This window comes from Bacteroides xylanisolvens XB1A, assembly GCF_000210075.1.
GTDB lineage: Bacteria > Bacteroidota > Bacteroidia > Bacteroidales > Bacteroidaceae > Bacteroides > Bacteroides xylanisolvens.
Genome location: NC_021017.1, coordinates 626,540 through 646,956, shown reverse-complemented (window position 1 = coordinate 646,956; position 20,417 = coordinate 626,540). Strand labels below are relative to the sequence as shown.

Annotated in this window: 20 protein-coding genes and 1 pseudogene; 15 read left to right on the top strand and 6 right to left on the bottom strand. The window is 40.8% G+C overall.

Annotated elements, in window-relative coordinates:
- Positions 1–333 precede the first annotated feature (333 nt).
- From BXY_RS02615 to lon, 3 genes are read right to left on the bottom strand one after another with little or no spacing between them, the layout of a single operon-like run.
- Positions 334–1,431, bottom strand: a complete 1,098-nt coding sequence (locus BXY_RS02615) for an LptF/LptG family permease (protein WP_004315349.1) — start codon at positions 1,429–1,431, stop codon at positions 334–336.
- Positions 1,432–1,434: 3 nt separating this feature from the next.
- The gene (tgt, locus tag BXY_RS02610; RefSeq protein ID WP_004315350.1) at positions 1,435–2,565 is read right to left on the bottom strand and encodes a tRNA guanosine(34) transglycosylase Tgt; all 1,131 of its coding nucleotides are present in this window, start codon (positions 2,563–2,565) and stop codon (positions 1,435–1,437) included.
- Entirely contained in the window at positions 2,562–5,027 is a 2,466-nt protein-coding gene (gene lon / locus BXY_RS02605; RefSeq protein ID WP_015531153.1) for an endopeptidase La, read from the bottom strand. The genes tgt and lon overlap by 4 nt, the downstream gene beginning before the upstream one ends.
- A 215-nt stretch (positions 5,028–5,242) precedes the next feature.
- On the opposite strand from lon, the gene BXY_RS02600 reads away from it, so the two are divergent.
- The gene (locus BXY_RS02600) at positions 5,243–5,953 is read left to right on the top strand and encodes a tRNA1(Val) (adenine(37)-N6)-methyltransferase (RefSeq protein ID WP_015531152.1); all 711 of its coding nucleotides are present in this window, start codon (positions 5,243–5,245) and stop codon (positions 5,951–5,953) included.
- 107 nt (positions 5,954–6,060) lie between these two features.
- Here the strand turns inward: BXY_RS02600 and BXY_RS02595 are convergent.
- The 3 genes and pseudogenes from BXY_RS02595 to tnpA all read right to left on the bottom strand — a co-directional run bounded on the left by BXY_RS02595 (position 6,061) and on the right by tnpA (position 8,433).
- Positions 6,061–7,633, bottom strand: a pseudogene (locus tag BXY_RS02595) (IS66-like element ISBthe6 family transposase).
- Positions 7,634–7,706: 73 nt separating this feature from the next.
- Positions 7,707–8,078 carry an IS66 family insertion sequence element accessory protein TnpB gene (gene tnpB / locus BXY_RS02590; protein WP_015531149.1) on the bottom strand — a complete coding sequence of 124 codons (372 nt, stop codon included), beginning with the start codon at positions 8,076–8,078 and terminating at the stop codon, positions 7,707–7,709.
- On the bottom strand, positions 8,062–8,433 hold the full coding sequence (tnpA, locus tag BXY_RS02585) for an IS66 family insertion sequence element accessory protein TnpA (protein ID WP_005805145.1): 372 nt from the start codon (positions 8,431–8,433) through the stop codon (positions 8,062–8,064). The genes tnpB and tnpA overlap by 17 nt, the downstream gene beginning before the upstream one ends.
- Before the next feature lie 132 nt (positions 8,434–8,565).
- On the opposite strand from tnpA, the gene BXY_RS02580 reads away from it, so the two are divergent.
- From BXY_RS02580 to BXY_RS02515, 14 genes are all read left to right on the top strand, one after another.
- Positions 8,566–8,838 carry a hypothetical protein gene (locus BXY_RS02580; protein ID WP_195436684.1) on the top strand — a complete coding sequence of 91 codons (273 nt, stop codon included), beginning with the start codon at positions 8,566–8,568 and terminating at the stop codon, positions 8,836–8,838.
- A gap of 321 nt (positions 8,839–9,159) precedes the next feature.
- A complete protein-coding gene (locus BXY_RS02575; RefSeq protein ID WP_143258542.1) occupies positions 9,160–9,366 on the top strand; it encodes a hypothetical protein in 207 nt (68 codons plus the stop codon).
- Positions 9,363–9,572, top strand: coding sequence for a hypothetical protein (locus BXY_RS02570; RefSeq protein ID WP_015531146.1), 210 nt, complete (start codon positions 9,363–9,365; stop codon positions 9,570–9,572). Before BXY_RS02575 ends, BXY_RS02570 begins: the two co-directional genes overlap by 4 nt.
- A gap of 192 nt (positions 9,573–9,764) precedes the next feature.
- On the top strand, positions 9,765–9,986 hold the full coding sequence (locus BXY_RS02565; protein ID WP_015531145.1) for a hypothetical protein: 222 nt from the start codon (positions 9,765–9,767) through the stop codon (positions 9,984–9,986).
- Positions 9,987–10,110: 124 nt separating this feature from the next.
- On the top strand, positions 10,111–10,671 hold the full coding sequence (locus BXY_RS02560) for a hypothetical protein (protein WP_015531144.1): 561 nt from the start codon (positions 10,111–10,113) through the stop codon (positions 10,669–10,671).
- The gene (locus tag BXY_RS02555; RefSeq protein WP_015531143.1) at positions 10,664–12,022 is read left to right on the top strand and encodes a hypothetical protein; all 1,359 of its coding nucleotides are present in this window, start codon (positions 10,664–10,666) and stop codon (positions 12,020–12,022) included. The genes BXY_RS02560 and BXY_RS02555 overlap by 8 nt, the downstream gene beginning before the upstream one ends.
- Before the next feature lie 2 nt (positions 12,023–12,024).
- Positions 12,025–12,870: a hypothetical protein gene (locus BXY_RS02550; protein WP_015531142.1), complete on the top strand. Its 846-nt coding sequence runs from the start codon at positions 12,025–12,027 to the stop codon at positions 12,868–12,870.
- A 10-nt stretch (positions 12,871–12,880) separates the two neighbouring features.
- Positions 12,881–13,801: a DUF6712 family protein gene (locus BXY_RS02545; protein WP_015531141.1), complete on the top strand. Its 921-nt coding sequence runs from the start codon at positions 12,881–12,883 to the stop codon at positions 13,799–13,801.
- Positions 13,798–14,787 (top strand): hypothetical protein, encoded by a 990-nt coding sequence (locus tag BXY_RS02540; protein ID WP_015531140.1) that lies wholly within the window; start codon positions 13,798–13,800, stop codon positions 14,785–14,787. The genes BXY_RS02545 and BXY_RS02540 overlap by 4 nt, the downstream gene beginning before the upstream one ends.
- A 2-nt stretch (positions 14,788–14,789) precedes the next feature.
- Positions 14,790–15,239, top strand: coding sequence for a hypothetical protein (locus tag BXY_RS02535; RefSeq protein ID WP_015531139.1), 450 nt, complete (start codon positions 14,790–14,792; stop codon positions 15,237–15,239).
- Complete coding sequence (locus tag BXY_RS02530) at positions 15,232–17,097, top strand: hypothetical protein (RefSeq protein WP_015531138.1); 1,866 nt, start codon at positions 15,232–15,234, stop codon at positions 17,095–17,097. Before BXY_RS02535 ends, BXY_RS02530 begins: the two co-directional genes overlap by 8 nt.
- Before the next feature lie 93 nt (positions 17,098–17,190).
- The gene (locus BXY_RS02525; protein WP_015531137.1) at positions 17,191–19,173 is read left to right on the top strand and encodes a phage tail tape measure protein; all 1,983 of its coding nucleotides are present in this window, start codon (positions 17,191–17,193) and stop codon (positions 19,171–19,173) included.
- A gap of 1 nt (position 19,174) precedes the next feature.
- Positions 19,175–19,768, top strand: a complete 594-nt coding sequence (locus tag BXY_RS02520) for a hypothetical protein (protein ID WP_208946728.1) — start codon at positions 19,175–19,177, stop codon at positions 19,766–19,768.
- Positions 19,769–20,111: 343 nt separating this feature from the next.
- Positions 20,112–20,417, top strand: a 306-nt coding sequence (locus tag BXY_RS02515; protein ID WP_208946727.1) for a hypothetical protein, incomplete at its 3' end; no start/stop codon positions are given.

Here is a 20,417-nt window from a genome sequence, read left to right as displayed (position 1 = left end):
ATTTATTGGATGGAAATGGTGTAATTATAGCCAAAAACATCTCTGCTGCAGATCTTTCTGCTTATGTAAAAGAAATCGGTTAACGATTTTAGGAATGTAAGGAGAAAGAGGAATTTTCCGGATCACCGTCAGGTGAAAACAATGGAGAATAGACAAAAGAGGAAATGGATACAACAAAAAAGTTCCGCCTACACTTGCATTAGCAGGAATAGGCGGAACTTCTTATTTTTATATCTTTCTTTCTGCGGTATATCCGAAACCTTGGGACAGTCTGCGGATCGAGTTCCTGAAGACTGCGGAAGGCTTGCAATCCTTTTATTTGTTGCTTTCTGGTTATTTGGGTGCTTTCTGGTATAGGAAGAATGCGATACCTGCATAAAGGATATTGGGAATCCAGACTGCAATGGCAGGAGGCACATTTCCGTTCACAGCAAAGGTGGAGGTAATCGTTTGGAACAGGATATAAGAAAAACTTAACCCTAATCCGATACCCAAGTGGAGCCCCATACCACCTTTTGTTTTCCGGGATGAAAGCGATACACCGATGATGGTAAGGATGAAAGAAGCGAACGACATGGCAATGCGTTTGTGATATTCAATCTCAAACTCCTTGATGTTGGCAAATCCTCTTCGCTTTTGTTTTTCTATATAGTCACTTAGTTCGGGGCTGGTCAACATCTCCTGCTGATTTTTCATGATGAGAAAGTCAGAAGGTTCCATATTGATAATTGAGTCGATTCGATCTCCCTTAGTGATTTTTTCTTTTAAACCATCTAATTCGCGTACCATATAGTCGTGAATTGTCCATTTATGAACAGTTGCAGTGTCATAAGTGATACGGCGTGCAGTTAAATGCGAAACCAGCTTCTTGTCGACGAATTTATCCAATGAAAAACGGTTACCGGTTTTCATGGCATTGTTATAGTTGTCAATGTAGGCTATAACCCCACTGTCTACCTCTAATTGTACATTGCTTACCGAATTTTGTTTTTTGGGTTTGATATACCGGTCTTCAAAGTTCAGACGCGTCACGCTTCCTTTAGGAATCACGTACGAACTTAGCGTGAAGGTGGTTAGCGCAATGATAGCGGCCGAAATCATATAAGGACGCATCATCCTCTTAAAACTCATGCCGGTGGAGAACATAGCGATGATTTCAGAGTTCTCTGCCAGCTTGGAGGTAAAGAAAATAACAGCAATGAATACGAACAGCGGACTGAACAGATTGGAGAAATAGGGGATAAAGTTCATGTAGTATTCAAAGATGATCTTATCCCAGGGAGCTTCATGCTCCATCAATTTATCCATTTTTTCGTTGAAGTCGAATACCACTGCAATAGAAATGATCAATGCAATAGCAAATACGTATGTCCCCAAGAACTTCTTGATGATATACCAGTCCAGCCGTTTTATAAATCGATTGCTTTTCATTTCTTATAATCTAGTTGATACTCTTTTGACCATCATCGGCTTCCAGGTCGAGAAATCTCCGGCAATAATATGCTTTCTTGCTTCTCCTGCCAGCCACAGATAGAATGCCAGGTTGTGTATCGAGGCAATTTGCATGGCCAGTAGCTCTTGCGCATGGAAAAGATGGCGCAAATAAGCCTTGCTGTACAACGTATCTACGCTGGAAGCCCCGTCGGCTTCGATGGGAGAGAAGTCGGTTTCCCATTTCTTGTTTCGCATATTGATAATGCCATCTTTGGTGAACAACATGCCATTTCGTCCGTTTCGTGTAGGCATAACGCAGTCAAACATATCCACGCCACGCTCTATTCCTTCAAGAATGTTGACAGGAGTTCCGACACCCATCAGGTAACGGGGTTTGTCTTTGGGAAGTATTTCATTAACAATCTCGATCATTTCATACATCTTGTCTACCGGTTCGCCTACTGCCAAACCGCCAATAGCGTTCCCGTCGGCCCCTTTGGACGCGATAAACTCTGCTGATTGTTTGCGCAGGTCGGGGTAGACACAACCTTGTACGATAGGAAAGAGAGCCTGGTTGTAACCATATTTAGGTTCCGTCTCATTAAAACGTTGTATACAACGGTCGAGCCATCTGTGCGTCAAACCTAATGACTTTTTGGCATACTCATAATCCGAGTCACCGGGAGGACATTCGTCAAAAGCCATCATAATGTCCGCTCCGATGGTGCGTTCTATGTCCATCACCTTTTCCGGAGTGAAGACGTGCTTGCTTCCGTCGATATGCGAACGAAATTCAGCTCCTTCTTCACGCAGCTTTCTGATTCCGGCCAAAGAGAATACCTGGAAACCACCGCTGTCAGTCAGCATCGGGCGGTCGAAACCGTTAAAACGGTGCAGTCCGCCTGCTTTCTCGATCACGTCCAGTCCCGGACGCAAATAGAGGTGATAGGTATTACCCAGAATAATCTGCGCCTGAATATCCTCTTTCAATTCGGTCAGATGTACTCCCTTAACCGTGCCCAGTGTGCCCACCGGCATAAAGATCGGTGTTTGTATCTGCCCGTGGTCTGTGGTAATCAGACCCGCACGGGCATTACTTTTAGTGTCTGTATATTGTAACTCAAATGTCATTCCTGGCTGGGTTTCTTAACAGATAAATCAATAGCATCCGCCACTTTCTCATTGGTCAGCGCAATGGCAAATACCTCTTTTATATCGTTTACATAGTGGAAAGTCAGTCCTTTCAGATAAATCTCCTGAATCTCATCTATGTTCTTTTTGTTCTCGGCACTCATGATGATTTCCTTGATTCCGGCACGCTTGGCTGCCAATATCTTCTCTTTGATGCCACCCACGGGAAGCACTTTGCCGCGAAGGGTAATTTCGCCTGTCATGGCAATGTTGGCTTTCACTTTTCTTTGAGTCAGGGCAGAAGCCAGAGAAGTAGCCATCGTGATACCTGCCGACGGACCGTCTTTCGGAATTGCGCCTTCGGGAACGTGGATATGGATATTCCAGTTGTCGAAGATTTCTTCGTCCAGATTCAGGATAGAAGCGTGTGCCTTGATATATTCAAGTGCCAGCATGGCAGATTCTTTCATCACATCTCCCAGGTTACCGGTCAGTGTGAGACGTCCGCCCTTGCCACGGCTCAAGCTCGTTTCTACAAATAAGATTTCGCCTCCGACGGCTGTCCATGCCAATCCGGTGACTACGCCTGCGTAATCATTTCCTTGATACTTGTCACGTGTATATTCCGGTGCTCCCAGGAAGTCATACAAATCCGACGGTTTGATTTCTGTCTTGGCGAAATAACCGTCCGTAGCATATTGACGGGCTGATTTACGAAGGATTTTACCAATCTTCTTTTCCAGCTCACGGACGCCGCTCTCACGGGTATATGACTCGATGATAGCTTCCAGTGTTTCTTTGGGAAGCTTGATATCTGTCTTTTTAAGTCCGTTGGCTTCCAGCTCTTTGGGAAGCAGATGCTTACGGGCTATCTCTACTTTCTCTTCCGTGATATATCCGCTTACCTCAATCAATTCCATACGGTCGAGCAATGGGCCGGGGATTGTGTTCAGGTTGTTGGCTGTTGCGATAAACAATACCTTTGAGAGGTCGTAATCTACATCCAGGAAGTTATCGTGGAAAGCAGTATTCTGTTCCGGATCGAGCACTTCCAGCAATGCGGAAGAGGGGTCTCCCTGACGGTCGGCGCTGACCTTGTCTATTTCATCCAGGATGAAGACAGGATTGGATGCGCCGGCTTTAATCAAACTCTTGATGATTCGTCCGGGCATGGCGCCGATATAAGTTTTCCGATGTCCGCGGATTTCAGCTTCGTCATGCACGCCGCCCAAAGACATACGTACATACTTCCGTTTGAGCGCAGATGCAATGGATTTTCCAAGAGATGTTTTACCTACTCCCGGAGGGCCATATAAGCAGATAATCGGTGATTTCATATCACCTTTCAGCTTTAATACAGCCAAATGCTCCAAAATGCGTTCTTTCACTTTTTCCAGTCCGTAATGGTCTTTGTTCAACGTCTTTTCTGCGTTTTTAAGGTTCAGATTGTCAGTTGTATACGTACCCCACGGAAGATTGAGCATGGTTTGCAGATAGTTAAGCTGTACGCTGTAATCCGGAGATTGTGGATGGGTGCGTTCCAGTTTAGCCAGTTCTTTCATAAATGTTTCCCTGACTTCTGCGTTCCAACGCATTCTTTCTGCCTTTTGGCGCATTTCTTCTATTTCTTGCTCCTGGCCGCCGCCACCTAGTTCATCTTGGATAGTCTTGATTTGCTGTTGCAGGAAGTATTCGCGTTGCTGCTGGTCGATATCTTCGCGGGCACGCATTTGGATGGATGCCTTGATTTCTGCCAGTTGCACTTCGCGGTTCAGGATTTCCAGTAAGTGATATGTGCGTTCACGTAATGAGTGGATGCTTAACAAGTCCATCTTCTCGTCTTTCTTGAACGGCAGGTTCGAGCAGATGAAATTGACTAGGAACATCGGACTGTTGATATTCTTAATAGCAAATGACGAATCCTGATGCATCACATCTGACGATTTGATATATCTCATTGTCAAGTCCTTGCAGGTTTCCACCAAGGCTTGAAACTCTTTATCGTCTTTGCTTGGAATGTCTTCTTCCAAAAGTTCTATTTCACCTTTCAGGTACGGATGAGTTTCGATAATGCTTGTCAGGTTCAGACGTTTCATTCCCTGAAGAATGACAGTCGTTGTCTGATCGGGCATTTCCAATATCCGCACAATTCGTCCTACGGTGCCGATGTTGTGCAAGTCTTCCAGCTTCGGATCTTCTGTATGTGCCGATCTCTGGCATACTACAGCAATATCCTTATGTTTCTTGTCGGCGTCGCGTATGAGTTTCAGAGAAGACTTACGACCCACTGTGATCGGCAGGAATACTCCAGGAAACAACACCATGTTACGTAGGGGGAGTACCGGAAGAATTTCACCAGATTTCACATTTACATCAAATGCCTGTTCGTCGTTCCCATCATAGTCAGTGATTAGCGAGAAGCTGTTATCGCTTCCATCTTCCAATAAATATCTTTCTTTCATCTTTTCGTTTTAATTTAGTTTATGTCATACTGATATGCATAAATCGTTTGCAAAGTTAATTGATTCTCTCTAATAATAAAGCACTGCGCAGAATAAAAACACAAAAACAATGCCAAAATATCGGCTTGTAGAGGGAGTATTCCATAATTATTATTTATTTTTGGCGATTTGCAATAAAATAGTAGAATAAAACAGCTTTAAGACAAACGGATAAAATGTCGAATCCTTATTTTCAATTTAAGCAATTTACAGTGTGGCACGATCAATGTGCCATGAAAGTTGGTACGGATGGGGTGCTTTTAGGAGCTTGGGCTTCGGTTGAGCGCGCGCGCCGGATATTGGATATTGGTACGGGGACGGGCTTGGTGGCTTTAATGTTGGCTCAACGCAGCTTGCCGGATGCAAAGATTGTGGCATTGGAGATAGACGAGGCGGCGGCCGGACAGGCCAGGGAAAATGTGGCTCGCTCTCCTTGGCAGGAGCGGATAGAAGTGGTGCAGGCTGACTTTAAGAAACACCGGTCTTCGGATAAATTTGACGTGATTGTTTCAAATCCTCCTTATTTTGTCGATTCGCTGGAGTGTCCGGATCGACAGCGAACTGCAGCGCGTCACAATAATTCTCTAACCTACGAAGAATTGCTGGAAGGGGTAAATAGGTTATTGGCAGCAGACGGACTTTTTACGGCCGTGATTCCGACAGATGTGGTTGATCGGGTAAAGGCGATAGCTTCTATGAATAAGTTGTATGCGATTCGTCAGCTCAATGTAATTACTAAGCCCGGCGGTATTCCAAAACGTACGCTGATTGCTTTTTCTTTTTCCAATCGGGAGTGTGTGGTAGAAGAGTTGTTGACGGAATTGGCGCGTCATCAGTATAGTGAGGAATATATAGCGTTGACGCGGGAGTATTATTTGAATATGTGATATGTAAGCCCCCGATAAAGTACCCGTATAAAAAAGAATCGCTATAGCAAATCGAACAAAGCTATAGTGATTCTGTATTTATATTCTTGTTTTTCGTTAGAGTATTATTAGAGTTCTTTGGAGTTTCCCGATTCCCAGCAATGGGGTAGCAGCTCTTTTAGGTCTTTCTCCTTGTTGGCTGCATAATACGGCAATAGTGCAATCACCTCCGTGAGCCATTCCCGGGGGTTAATGTTGGAGGCTTTGCATGATGCCAAGAGCGAACAGATTATGGCAGTGTTCTGCGCGGCTTCATGGTTTCCACAAAATAAGAAGTTTTTTCTTGATAAGGCTATCGGACGAATCGCATTTTCGGCCAGATTATTATCTATTTTAAGCCTGCCGTCTTTCAGATAATTCCTCATACGTGGCCAAAGTTGATACGCGTAAGCGATAGCTTGCCCCATCCGGCTTTTAGGAAGCACTTTCGGATAGGCTGTTTCCATCCATTTTTCCAGTTGCTCAAGTATGGGAAGTGCCTGTTCCTGTCTTCTAAGCATGCGTTGCTCATAAGTGAGTTCCTCCTGGTCGGCAATCTGTTCGATCCGATAGAGTTGCTGTATTTGAGCCAGAACATATCCGGCCAGGGATTCATTCTCTTCTTTGGCAACCTCGTAATGTCGCCTTATGTGGGCAAGGCATCCGACAAGGCACACCTCTTTCTTACCCGTCAAAGATGTTGTAGGCCGCATAGCCGTCACTTTGAAGATATCCTTTGAAGGTTTGTAATAATTTCCAGGCTGTTTCCTGTGAGCGGGAACCGTCATCATAATGAAAGAAGACCAATCCATCCATAACCGCCCTGACTATCCACAAGTATTCCTTAACCGCTTTATGATTCTGTTTGTTGATAACCGGTAATGTCGTTTCGTCCACCTGGATATAGTCGGCCTTCAATACCTGTTTCTTCAACTCTTCATAGAGAGGTTTAAGTAATTCACAGGCAGGTTTGAACCACCCCTGAAGCGTGTTTTCCGAGATCTTCAGGCCTAAATGGTGAAACTCACGCACCTGACGATAGAATGGTACATGATATTCATATTTTTGCAAGAGGATTTCAGTGAGCAGGCTGGCACCGGGAAGTCCCTTGTAGATAGGCAATAGCGGAAGAGGGGCTATAATAACACTGCCCTGATGCCCCTGAGGCAAACTTATATTGTCTTTCAGGCCATACTTGGGACGTATGATCTCTTTTACGTATAATTTGCCCGGTTCAAATTCAAGTGTACGTGTGCGTTCCTCGCCTATGCGCTTGTATTTATCCGGATCGACTCCTTCGGGTTCTATGACAATCTCCACTACAGGAAGGCCATCCAACATGTTGCGGTTCTGACGCACTTTCTTTTTGGGAGTCGTCGAGCAGACAGGTTCTTGGGCTGCGGCTTCTTCCGGTATTTCGTGTTCCAACGGCTGAACAGGTGGATCGAACAGTGATAGCTGGTTCGGATCCAGATGGGCTAATTTCTCGCTCTTACGGCCGAATAACTGACGATTTAACCAGGCTACCTGAGCCAGCAGTTCCTGAAGCTTATTTTGCAGCTGTTCGTTCTGCCGGGTCAGACGCTCGATTGACTCAGACTGGGAGCTATTAGCCTGCTGGAGTGTGGCCACCAAAAGTTCTAATGTTTCTGTCTGAGTCATTCGTCATACCTGTTTTGAACAATACAAAAATACAGAAAAGCAACCGTATAATCAAGGTTTCACCTGCTGTTTTTCAGTACTGCATGTCACTTTTTCGTAACGCTTTCAGACGTTTGAGCCTTTTGGAAGGTTCGTCGTTGATTCCCTCTACCATCAGAACCAGGTCACGCCACTGCATAGGGTACGACTTGCTTTCTTTGTCATAAGAGGGAAGGCGGAAAGTGCCTTCTTCAAGTCGTTTTATGTACAAAACCAGTCCGCCATCTTCCGCGTGTAGCAGTTTCATTGTAGTGCGCTGGCGGTTGATAAAGATAAACACATCACCTAAACGGACATCATATCCCATTTTATCATGAACAACCCCGCATAATGAGTTCATACCTTTACGCATATCTGTCTTACCCGGACAGAGAAAGTAGCGCATCGTGTCATTCAGGCAAAACATGGCGATTGCAGAGTTGAGTGAGCAATTGCATGGCCGCCTGGGATTCAGCCATACCACTGAAGTGGGCGATAATACCACCGGGGAACTCTATCCGGATCTCACCCGTTTGTATAGCGCCACTATCACAGGCAGAGTGGGAAGCAGGTGAAGAGGTGAGGCTAACCGGTGCAAACTCCTCTAAAGAGGAAGAATGCCTATCCATATGATAACGCCTCGATAGGCCAAACTTTCCTTTCCAATAGTAAAAGCTTGATTCGGTATAGGCTTCATTTATACAGAAGTCTTTTATCGTCAAACCGCTACGCTGTTGACGAGACAGGATTTCAATGAATTCTTCTTTACTCATTTTTTGCATAGTCTTTTTTCTGGCAAAGATCGAGACTTAAAGATACAAAGACAACGGGTACTTTATCGGGGGCTTACTTTTAAATATGCTGCACCTGGAGGGATGTCTTATCGATGTATTGATGGATGGGTAAATTATACTTTGAAGATTCAAGTAAGAGATGGACGATATAAAGTAACAATGGGGGATTTTAATCATGAGACGAGTGATTTGGAGTGGAAAAAGACATGGAGTTTTGGACTTATAACTGATAGAGAAAAGTATAAAGAAAAGGGTATGCAGGATAAACGATGGACTAAGACGTGGCCGGACTTAAAACTGAAATGTGAAAGGGAGTATATGGCAATGATAGTCTCATTATCGGATGCAACTTCTGGTAAAAGTCAGATACTTGACACAAATAATGACTGGTGAATACATCGACATTTAAAAGAAAAGTGACACTAAAAATGCTACTTTTCTTTTGCACTCTCAAATTTTATCCGCATATTTGCAGAGTCAAACAGTTTATCACTTAATGATACCGGATTGAGCAACGGATAATGCTCACGAAATTCGAGGGCTTTTTTTATGCCCTTACTTATCATTTTTCTGATACTCGGAAAATGATACATATGAAATGGCGGTTGCCTTTCCCATTCTTCTTTTGCTCTCTGGAGTTAATTGATGAACTGTTTGACGACACGGGAAATGGCAGCCGTTTTTTTCTGCCTAATAGTCAAACAGTTCATCAACATGAAAAAAGAAAAGAAAGTCCTCACCAAATGTGTAGAGGCAAAGAAAGTCAAAGAATTTTTCAACGAAATTAGTGATTTAATTACTTCCGGACACGATAAAGTCTGGACGAGTAAAGATGAAAACGGTGAAATGAATTTCATCGTAGGTAATAGCCGTGTGAATATACGTATCAATGCTTCAATGATGAAAGGAGGTACATTATGAAACGGGATAAATCTATAACTAATAAAAACATCTTTGTGACAAGTGAACGTAAACATACTGATACTGAATCAGGAGAATATAACTATAATATCAGTTATCTAGGTAACTATGAATTGTGTGAATTGACAGCTGAAGAAGTTGTTGAATTAATAGCTTGTTTGCAAAATGCACTCCAATCTAATGGAGAGAAAGGAGTTAAACTATGAGTAATCCGATATTTAAAATTATAAAAAGCTGTAGTTATTCAGGTGGTATAAAGTGCATGGAAGAATATACTATTGCTTTATATTCTAAATATATATGCACTTGTGCTAGGGAAGAACTAATAGAACTTCGTAATCAATTGGATTTAGCTTTGAATGACCAAAGAATAGTTGTAAACGAGAAAAGAGATTCAGATGAAAGACAGTGAGATACATTATTTCCTTTCAGGTTTAAAAGACCTACGCGAATTATTTTTAGTCATTGATGAAATTGAATCAGAGACAGGCATGACACCTGATGTGATTAGATACGGAGATAAAAAACTGAAATATAGTAGCAAAGATGGTAAATCTCTGAAAAATGGAGATTTAAACGAGGAAATATATATAGAAAGAAATTTGATTCCTGCTAAATGACTATTTCAAATTTTGAGTTTGAAATAGTCACAAAAAGTCCCGATTGTATTTACAGTCGGGACTTTTTTGTGTCCTTTTTTAAGGTCGAACTCAGACGTAATTTTGCATATAAAGTTTAAGATATATGGGATTGAATAAAAGATTGTATGAAGAAAAGCAAAATAGAAAGGTTAAATATAATCGAATGCCCGATAATAGGTGGCCTCTTGATGTGACTATCGAAGGAGATACAGGAATGACTCAACAGTGGGAACGGCAGCAAGATACAAAAGCTGTAGCGTTATTCAATAAGAAAATTCGAGCGTGGGGAGCAAAAGTAGATAGTGCGCTTCGAACATCAATTGGAATTCACATAGAGGAGGATAAAGAACTGTCAAAAAGTCTAAAACAGAATTATAGACATTTTGGAAAGTCTCCTAAGAGAGGTGAAGAAATCACAAGTATTGGATTTAGATTTAGAGAAGAAGGGATATTTGTGCATTTAGGTGTCGGAAAGGGATATAACATGGAAGGAGGGACGCGGGTCATAACTAAAAAAACAGATAGAGAATGGCGGAGACGTCCTAAACCATGGTTTAATTCTATCATAGAAAAACATATTCCAGAATTAGTTGAGATAGTGAAAGAATATTGTGGCTCATTAATAATAAATACAACTAGAATTTATATAAATAGAAATGGCTGAAATAAAGGAGAAAATTGGAGGCTTCCGGTTTGTTGATGCTGGAGTAGGTACCTATGCCATCAATATGAGTTTAGGTAACAATGAACTAAGTAGTTTTTTTAATGGTTCTTCCTCCAACTGGGATGGTGATCCGGTGACAATAGCCGGAGTTCGCGTTGTTCCCTGGGGAATTGATAATAATCTTCCGAAGACAGTACGTGACATTCTTGAAAAGAATAATCTGGGACCGGGCATTTTGGATCGCAAAACAGGTTTGATGTATGGTCAAGGTCCGATGCTTTATCGGGTGAATGTAGTCAACAACGAACGTGTGCAAGAGTGGTTGATAGATAATGAGATACAGGAATGGCTTGATACATGGGATTATCGGAGTTATATTCGTAATGCTTTTGTAGAGTACAATCACATGAAAGGAGTATTTGTGAAATACTATGCAGCCAAATCAATCCGGATCGGTAAACCGTGGATAACCCGTTTGGAAGCCCTTCACAGTACAGATTGCCGGATGGTATGGCCGGAGAATGACAGCCGGAGATTGGAAGATGTGAAACAATTTCTTATTGGGGATTTTGACAGTTATACCAGTAAGAGGATGATGTTGTATAGCATCTTCGATAAATGGAATCCTTCAGCTACGGAAACCGCTGTGAAATATCATAGTATGCGTAGTTTTGGGCGCAATATGTATGCGATTTCCAGTTTTCATGGTTCGATTCCCTGGCTATTGGATGCTAATACCCTTCCGGAAATAATCCAATATCTAAATGAGAATATGATTGCATCTGCATACATTGTTCATGAGCCGGAAGAGTATTGGAGGCAGAAAGAAGAAATGATACGTGCCATGCACGAAGAATGGAGAGAAGCACAGATATACGAAGAAATAGACCGTTTGCGGGATGAACTTACCAAGAGGATTGCAGATGTCATGGCCGGTAAAAAGAATGCAGGTAAATTCTTCACTTGTGTGGACTTTGTGGATCAGGACGGAAACCTGCAATCATGGAAAATCGAGCCAATCGAAATGAACGTAGATAAATACATCGCAGCACAGGCGGAAATATCAAGGATAGCTGATAGCTCTACTACAAGCGGCTTTGGATTGAATCCTGCGTTATCCAACATCATCATCGACGGCAAAGGTGACAGTGGCAGCCAAATGCTATATGCATTAAAGATTTTCTATGGGGCTGATACACAAATCCCGGAGGAAATAGCGTTGGAGGCCCTGAATGATGCGGTCCGAATAAACTTTCCACATAAGAAAGGTCTTTTTATTGGTATGTATCGCAAGGTTATCAATAAAGAGGATAATGTAACGTCAGATAAACGGGCAGCAAATCAGGTGTAATTATGAAAAACAGACAGATAGATTTTCCGGATTGTTGGGAGGAAGTTCTTCCTGCAGAGTGGTTATACTTGCTTCGCTTGCGTCAGAAATTGATTGAACGCCCTAAAATAACTTTAATGGACGTGAAACGAGAGTGGTGCCGTTTTGTTCTTTCCAATCGTGGCATCCGGAGAAAGAGCAGCATTGATTATTATGTTTTGATTGATGAATTAGCGTTGACGCTGGGATGGATGTGGAGTGAAGGTAAAGGGGGGAAAGAGGTTGAACTTATCTTTTCAAGTACAAAGAATCTGTTACCTGAATGGAAACAATATAAAGGTCCGCTTTCTCATGGCAGTGATTTGACATTTGGGGAATTCCGTAATGCGGTTATGATGATGAATGGCTACAATGATACACAGGACCCTTCTTTATTGCAAGCCTTATGCGGTATTCTTTATCGTTGTCCAGGAGGAAAAATAGGAAAGTCTGATTTTGATGGTAAATACAGGGAAGAATTTAAGCAGGAACGAATAAATTTCTATTCAAACAGGATTAGGATGATGCCGAAGCAGGTTCAGTGGGGAGTATATGCATGGTTTGCTTTCTTCTGTCACTATTTGCTTACAGGCACATTTATTATTGATGGAATAGAGATTTCGTTCGAATCCATCTTTACCAAAGAAACACAGGACGCGAACACGCCCAAGGAGCAAAGTCTGGGAATGAGTGGAATTCTGTTTTCCGTAGCAGAATCCGGAATTTTTGGAAATATAGAAAAAGCGGATGATACATTATTACTCCGCGTAATGATGAAGTTGCTGGATGATAAATACAAAGCAGATGCTTTATTAAAGCGTAACAAATAAATGATATAGTATGATATTCAATAAGGATGATAATGGTAGTAGGGAACTACGGGAACTGACTGGGAATTATTATGCAAATAATGATTTCAATAAAATCATAACTGATATTGAGTTGGCAACAGAGGAAATTTCCGCATTGATTGGTGTTGAACTATACAAAAAAGTGGAAGGCTGGTATAAAGAGACAAAAGAGGATGCAGATCAAGACCTTATAAAGAAAGTACAACGGCCTATCGCTTTGTTGGCTACATTACGTATGTACCAAAAAAATGATCTAAGTCATGAAGATGATGGGCGTAAATTCAAAATCGCTACAGATAACAGTGAAAAGCTCCCTTGGGAATGGCAATTAGATAGGGATGATGCCCGGCATATGGAAGATTATTATAAAGCAGTAGACGCTTTGATACGTTATCTCAATACTTCTGAAATTAAGGAATGGAAGGAGGGCCGGACTTATAAAATGTCTCAGCTATTACTGATACGCAGTGGAGCGGATTTTGACACCTATTTTCCTATTGACAAGAGCGAGCGTACTTTTATGTTATTGCTGCCATTCATCAAGGAGGCACAATTGCTTTATGTGAAAAAGGCATATGGAAACGGGTGGAATGCACTCTTGACTATGAATGAAAATAATGAAGCGCATTTTGCAGCTTGCAAAGCTGTTACATTATTGGGAATGAGTATTGCCCTAAAACGTATGCAACTGAAAATTATTCCAGCAGGAGTAATCAGGGGATATGTGTCTGCAAGTGGTGCAATGGAGAGCGATCCTGCATCTATTGAGGATATCAAGTTATTATCCGAATGGATGAATGATGATGCTATGGTTTGGATTGATGAGATGAAGAAGGCAAGAGACGGTGGAGCGGTCACCTATAATCTGTTACCAGAGAATGATAAACATAACAAATACATGAGATTATGAATGTGATTCAAAGACCTAGAGCAGAAGAGTTCTGTGCTACGATGCAGGATTATATTATAGATACGGATTCTACCATAACTTTCTCTGTGCAGTATGGAGGTAAAACGGTTTTGGAAGAGGAATATGTTCCGGATGCCAACTATCAGGTAAGAGTGCGAAAACTGGGCAAATTCTGTGAGTTGGCTTTATGGGGAGTATGGTGTGCTGGAGAAGCAAGTTGGCAGACAAATGCTGCTGGTACCTTTACTTTCTTTATCAATGGACTACAAGATTCACAAAGTTATGTGATGTTTAGCCGGCTGCAGACAAAAAAAGAGGCATCGGCTCCAGGATGGTTGAGTGAGGTTCGGGAGAAAGTGACACGTAATGGTGCAATGGAGTATGCAAGTAGCGTATTTACAGATGGTGATAAAGTGTTATTGAATGTCCGTACTTTATCCGGAGCGGTTTATCCGGAACAACTATATGTACATAAAGGGGAAAAAATGCCTGTAACTTTGGATGTAAGTATGGAAAGGGTTGGGAATATTCTTCCAGATATAAATGAAATGATCCGTAGTTATGAATTGGTGAAAGGAAGTGATGTTTTTAAGTTTTTGGTAGATCAGACGAGATATGAAGAGGTTCAACGTTTCCGGTATAAAAACGTATATGATATGCCGGAAACAATGACTACCGTAGGCGGTATGACTATGAAAGGCAATGATGAGAGTGATACGGCGAAGATGTTTGGTGTAGATCGTAAATTCGGAGTAAAACCAAAGGATGAATATACAGTTAGTAGTGGGGTTATTTTCCTGCAGAGTGATTATAAGTTATGGCATAATCTGTTGAATGCCCAAGAAGTAGATATCTGGTATGAAGATAGTTGGTTCCCTATTATTGTGACAAAACAGAATTATGAACGTAGCTTTAACCGTAGCATACTGAAAGCTATAGAATTTACATTTAAAATGGCAGATGTTGAACAGAATAACTTAATTTAATTATGATAGATATCATCCGGTTCAGAGAACTAATGGTGGAGCTTCAGGTTAAAGTTAATCAGAAGAGCGAAGATAAGATTGATTGTTGTTTCCTGGCAGTTAAAGAGGAACACATGGTCAAGAAACTCAAGGATAAAACAGGGGTACTTCTGTGTGCCAATTATCCCGATGCGGAAGGAGATTCTAAAAACAAAGATAACTGGCAGGAGGATAATCAGGTAATCTTCTTTATTTGTGAAAAAATTGCTTCCGGTAGTAAGACTGACGAGGAAGAATTGCTCCATTATGCCAAGTTACAGCGAATTATGTGTGTATTGAAAGAAATAATTCGGCAGGATGAATACTGCAATTATCTTTCTGTAGGAAGTAAAATGCGGACAGAATGGGAATATTCTATGTTTGGAGGATTCAATGGATTGAGTTTGGGATTAACGATAGCAGACTATGACTGAATTATATATTGATGGGACTTCGGTGGTACTTCCTGCCGACTTTAGCACTTCTGTAAAACGTGAGAATCCTTTCTTTACAAAGAATGGGGAGTATACGTATGATATTACTCTTCAGCTTAGTAACTCAATTAATGCAGACTTATATGAACATCTGAACAGATTGAACTCTATTGCCGAACTAAAGACCAAGAGACAGGCTGTATTGGTCGCTGATAACCGGGTGTATTGCAATGGTACGGAAATCATAACGGGATGGACAGATTCAACAGTATCCATACAAATAGCTTCGGGAAACTCCGAATTGAATTCTTTCATTGGAAACGATTTGCTTGTATCATCATTGGATATGGGAGAAGATGAAATTCCAACAGGCATTATCAATAACTTGGTAAAACGCATATATCCGGACGTGGATTATTGCATACCTCCTGTAATGACAGACAAGGGTGTGATTAATGGATGGAGGGTAGCTGTAACTGTTGTTACTACTTCAAAGCCAACTATATCTCCCAACTATTTGAGAGAAACAGGAGTGGATATTTATCTGCAACCGTATCTTTGCGCTTATATTAGAAAGTTAATGAAAGCACTTGGATATACAGTTTTGACTAATCAGCTGGAAGATTCGGAGTGGAATTTGCTCTATTTGCCACAAAATGGGCACCCCAACCAATATGCAAAAATGTTTCCCGGATGGACTATAAATGAACTCATCACGGAATTTGAGAGTTTTTTTAATCTGTGTTTTCTTGTCAATAATAGAAAGAAGGAAGTTTCTATACTGTTCAGGGCAGAATATTTTAAAAATGCACAGGTTTGCCATGTTCAGCAAGTTGTAGATGAATACGAAACAGAAGAGGGGGAGAACGACAAAGACCCTTCTCAAAGTAATGTGTTGATAGAACCGACTGACAGTGAATATTACAAGCCACAGCATATAGATAAAAATATTCTTTCTTCTGCGACCCGAAAGGATTTTGATACAGTACTGGAATTCACTCAATTTGTAGAAAGTATTAGCTCATCCGGATATCAGGCTGTTAAAAACTATCTGTTTTATACACATGATAGTTGCCGGTACTACATTACGGTGCCTGATGATTCGAATAGGGGATGGCACACAGATGAAGTAAATATGTTTGGTGATGTTCTTCGGGAGCAGAGTGAAAATGAAATTAAATTAAACATTATGCCTTCCGATATGACGAACTATGGTATAGAACGGATCACTTATGAGAGTGGTATGGAGCCGGTATTTATGCCCGACTCTGAACGATCACTTGTAACAGTTCCAAAAATAACCGGAAGCAAGATTGGTACCAGTGATGAAAGTAATGGTATTTATGAGTTAATACAAAGCGGAGAAAACATCCCTACGGAAAAAGATAAGAATCAACAAAAGATTTCTGTATCATACTACAAAGGAATGTCACCGATGACTCTTTACGTAAAGCGCAAAGATGATAAGGATTTTAATCCTAAAGTTTTCACGATTGATTACCCTCATTCTTTTAACTGTGAGGACACCCCATATACAGGTAATTTGCGCTTAGCATATTTAGATAAAATGCTCTATTCACGTATGTACGATATTGATTATAAGCACGGCATCAAGATAAAGAGTTATGATGTTAACGTTTATGATACGCGGAATATATTTGAAATCCGGAACAAACGTTATGTCTGTAAAGAGATAGAGGATGTTATCAATGCTGATGGAAGGTCTGGAGCATGGCAAGGCACATTCTATCCGATTCGGATTAGTGATGTAGAAGCGGAAAAACGGTGGATTCTGACAGATGGGAAATGGAGGGACGGCGGTATATGGCTGGACAGTGGACGATGGTTGGATGGCTAGATCATAAGGCTCGCAAATACAAGTGTGGGCCTTTTTCGTGTCCTTTTTTAAGGCTTCTTTGGAGGGTACTTTTGTGTATTAATTAATTAGTTTATGGGAATTGGTATTAATGACTTTAGAATAGCTATTCGCATTGATAATGCCGAAGCAAAGCAAAAATTAGTTGAAACGAAAGACGTTATTTCTGTTTTAAGAAACGAACTTTCTAAAATGGAGACTGATGGCAAAAAAGACACAGCAGTTTATATAGAGAAAAAAGCAGCTCTTGATAAGCTTAATAATGAATATAAAGAACATAAAAAGGTTGTAGGACTGACCGGTCTAACTTATGATGAATTGAGAAAAGGAGCACGGACATTGAAAGTGCAAATGGATCGTTCAATTCCTAATAGTGAAAAATGGTTGTCATATCAACGCGATTTGAATTTAGTAGAAGAACGATTGAAAATATTGAGAGGACAAATTGATTCTACTGAAATGTCTCTGTCGAAATTTCCCAGTGGGTTTAACAAATATGCTGCCATCGGTGCGAGTGTAATTGCTTCATTGACAGGAATAACCTTGACCGCTCGTAAATGTGTGGATGAGTTTGCACAGATGCAGGAAGCGGAAAGCCAGGTGCGTAAGTATACAGGTATGACGAGTGAACAGGTTGCTGATTTAAACGAGGAGTTTAAGAAGATGGATACCCGTACTGCACGTGAACGTTTAAATGAGCTCGCAGGAGATGCCGGACGACTTGGAATAACAGCGAAAAATGATGTTTTGGAGTTTGTAGAAGCTGCTAATATGATTGATGTTGCACTTGGGGAGGACCTAGGACAGGATGCTATCAAGAATATTGGCAAGTTGGCAGATATGTTTGGTGATAGCGAACGTTCAATGAAAGAAAATATGTTAGCTATCGGTAGTGCAGTGAACGAAGTTGCACAAAATTCTAGTGCTGCTGAACCTTATTTGGTGGAATTCAGTGCGCGCATGGGAGGAGTTGCAAAACAAGCAAAACTATCAATTACTGATGTCATGGGATTTGCTTCGGCGCTCGATCAAAATATGCTTCGTAGTGAGATGGCCAGCACTGCTTTACAAGGATTGATCTTAAAATTATATCAAGAGCCTGCAAAGTACGCGAAAATAGCTCGAATGGATGTTAAGCAATTCACAACGCTGATGGAGACGGATGCTAATGAAGCTGTTCTTCAGTTCCTTGCTAGTTTGGGAAAATTAGGTGGTATGGATAAAATGGCACCTGTTTTAAAGGAAATGAAGTTGAGTGGTGCTGAAGCGGCCGGAGTTATCAGTGCATTAGCTAGCAATATTGAGAAAGTCCGTAAAGAGCAGGAAACAGCTAATCAGGCGTTCATTGATGGTACCAGCATCACAAATGAGTATAACGTACAAAACACAACGGTTCAGGCAGAGCTGGATAAAGCTAAGAAACATTTTAAGGAAATCCGGATCGAACTTGGAGAACGGTTACTTCCAGTTATGAAATACATGGTGAGTACCGGTAGTCTTACAGTCAAAGGATTAGTTAAAATAGTATCCATATTTAGTAAATATAAAAATGCAATTATACTTGCAACATCTACCATTGCAGGATATACAATTGCTGTCAATGCTTCGGTTATTGCAGATAAAGCTAAAGTACTTTGGACTGGTAAAATTGTCACGGGGCTAAAAACTTTATATAGTGTTGCAAAAGCACACCCATGGGGATTACTTCTAACAATAGGTGCATCCCTCATTGGTTTACTTATTGATACTAATAAACAGTTAAGTGAGAGTGAACGTCTGGAAAGAAAACTTCAAGATATTCGTAGACGATCTGTTTCTATTGTAAATCAAGAAGCTGCATCAGTTAAGGATTTCTTAAATATAGCTAGGGATGAGAAAAGAAGTAAAGAGGAGAGGGAGGCTGCAATAAAAAGATTAAATGAACTATCTCCTGAATATTTGGGTAATCTTACTTTAGAGAAAATAAATACAGAGCAAGCCACTAATGCTGTAAATGCCTATATTGATAGTTTACTTATATTAGAGGAGAATAAAACAAACTCAGCAGAAAGTATCTGAATTGAATGACCAAAAAAATGATATATTAAAGAATGGTCCAGATAATGGTTTTTTAGAGGATATTGAGGCTGGCGCTGCTAATATGTTGAATGGATTTAAGCAGTCTCTAGGTTTAATGACAGATTCATGGGCTGACAATGTTTTGGATAGATATATAAATAAAGGTGTTAATCAAGTGAGAGCTATTGATAACGAGGTGGCTCTACTAAATGCGCACATGGAAGAATCTCGTAAGAAATTGATAAAAATAGAGGTAGAAAAGAATACAGAAGGAGTTCCACCTCCACCGGATGGCGAAGACAAAAAGCCTTGGACTACTCGTTTGCAAAATGCAGAAAACGCATATAAAGAAGAATTATTATTGCTACAAAAGAGTTCTGATGCGTTAGCCAGAACGGAGAATGAATATCAGTTGGATGCTCTTCAAAAAGAACTGGAATTTCAGGTTGAAAGGTTGGCAATCATCAAAAAGTATCAGTCAAGTGAAAAAGATAAGAAACATCTGGCTGAATTGGGTAAATTGGAAAGTGAGGCACAAAGCGCAATTTATAATACACTAAAAAAAGTCAGAAGAAACTCGTCTCAACTTAATTAAAGAATATCGGGACAGGAGGCTGAATACTGTTAATGCTGGAGAGAAAAATATTCTGCTTGAACAGTCTAAACTCAATGATAGTGGTGAGCTGACAGAAAAAGATTATAAAAATCGCCTTTTAGCTATTGAGATTGCCTCTCTATATTCCAGACTCGAAATAGCAAAAGATTATAAAAACGATGTTGCTGAACTTGAATTCCAAAATGGAGAGGTCAAAGCCAAAGCCTTAAAGGAGGCAGGGGATAACATTCTCAATCTTGAACAACAAATTAGTGATAAACGTAATAAGATCATTCGGGATAGTGCTAATCAAATTCAGAATTTCAGTAGCCAGTTTAACAAGATGAACGGTTTGGCTTCCGCAGATCAACAATTGGCAGCGTTGGAAACCTTTTATCAATCTCAATTAGAACTAGCTCGAAAGAATGGGTTGGATATTACTCTTCTTACGGTTGTATATGAAGAATCGAAGAGAAAAATTGAGGAAAAAGGAGCGAAGGATAGGGCTACTGTTATACAAAAATATGAGTTGGACGCTGCCGAGGATATTAGAGATTTAAAACTGAAAGCTCTTGAGGAGGAACATAAAAAAGGGCTGCTTTCAGAGGAAGAATACGAAATAGCAAAAAATAAAATCAATAATGAATAT

Bases quoted from the DNA above. Each gene is read 5' to 3' on its own strand.
- tnpA (WP_005805145.1), bottom strand. From the start codon at position 8,433: ATGCAAAAAATGAGTAAAGAAGAATTCATTGAAATCCTGTCTCGTCAA.
- BXY_RS02615 (WP_004315349.1), bottom strand. From the start codon at position 1,431: ATGAAAAGCAATCGATTTATAAAACGGCTGGACTGGTATATCATCAAG.
- BXY_RS02600 (WP_015531152.1), top strand. From the start codon at position 5,243: ATGTCGAATCCTTATTTTCAATTTAAGCAATTTACAGTGTGGCACGAT.
- BXY_RS02575 (WP_143258542.1), top strand. From the start codon at position 9,160: ATGAAAAAAGAAAAGAAAGTCCTCACCAAATGTGTAGAGGCAAAGAAA.
- BXY_RS02525 (WP_015531137.1), top strand. From the start codon at position 17,191: ATGGGAATTGGTATTAATGACTTTAGAATAGCTATTCGCATTGATAAT.
- BXY_RS02555 (WP_015531143.1), top strand. From the start codon at position 10,664: ATGGCTGAAATAAAGGAGAAAATTGGAGGCTTCCGGTTTGTTGATGCT.
- BXY_RS02560 (WP_015531144.1), top strand. From the start codon at position 10,111: ATGGGATTGAATAAAAGATTGTATGAAGAAAAGCAAAATAGAAAGGTT.
- BXY_RS02565 (WP_015531145.1), top strand. From the start codon at position 9,765: ATGAAAGACAGTGAGATACATTATTTCCTTTCAGGTTTAAAAGACCTA.
- BXY_RS02550 (WP_015531142.1), top strand. From the start codon at position 12,025: ATGAAAAACAGACAGATAGATTTTCCGGATTGTTGGGAGGAAGTTCTT.
- BXY_RS02535 (WP_015531139.1), top strand. From the start codon at position 14,790: ATGATAGATATCATCCGGTTCAGAGAACTAATGGTGGAGCTTCAGGTT.
- tgt (WP_004315350.1), bottom strand. From the start codon at position 2,565: ATGACATTTGAGTTACAATATACAGACACTAAAAGTAATGCCCGTGCG.
- BXY_RS02545 (WP_015531141.1), top strand. From the start codon at position 12,881: ATGATATTCAATAAGGATGATAATGGTAGTAGGGAACTACGGGAACTG.
- BXY_RS02570 (WP_015531146.1), top strand. From the start codon at position 9,363: ATGAAACGGGATAAATCTATAACTAATAAAAACATCTTTGTGACAAGT.
- BXY_RS02540 (WP_015531140.1), top strand. From the start codon at position 13,798: ATGAATGTGATTCAAAGACCTAGAGCAGAAGAGTTCTGTGCTACGATG.
- lon (WP_015531153.1), bottom strand. From the start codon at position 5,027: ATGAAAGAAAGATATTTATTGGAAGATGGAAGCGATAACAGCTTCTCG.
- BXY_RS02530 (WP_015531138.1), top strand. From the start codon at position 15,232: ATGACTGAATTATATATTGATGGGACTTCGGTGGTACTTCCTGCCGAC.
- tnpB (WP_015531149.1), bottom strand. From the start codon at position 8,078: ATGTTTTGCCTGAATGACACGATGCGCTACTTTCTCTGTCCGGGTAAG.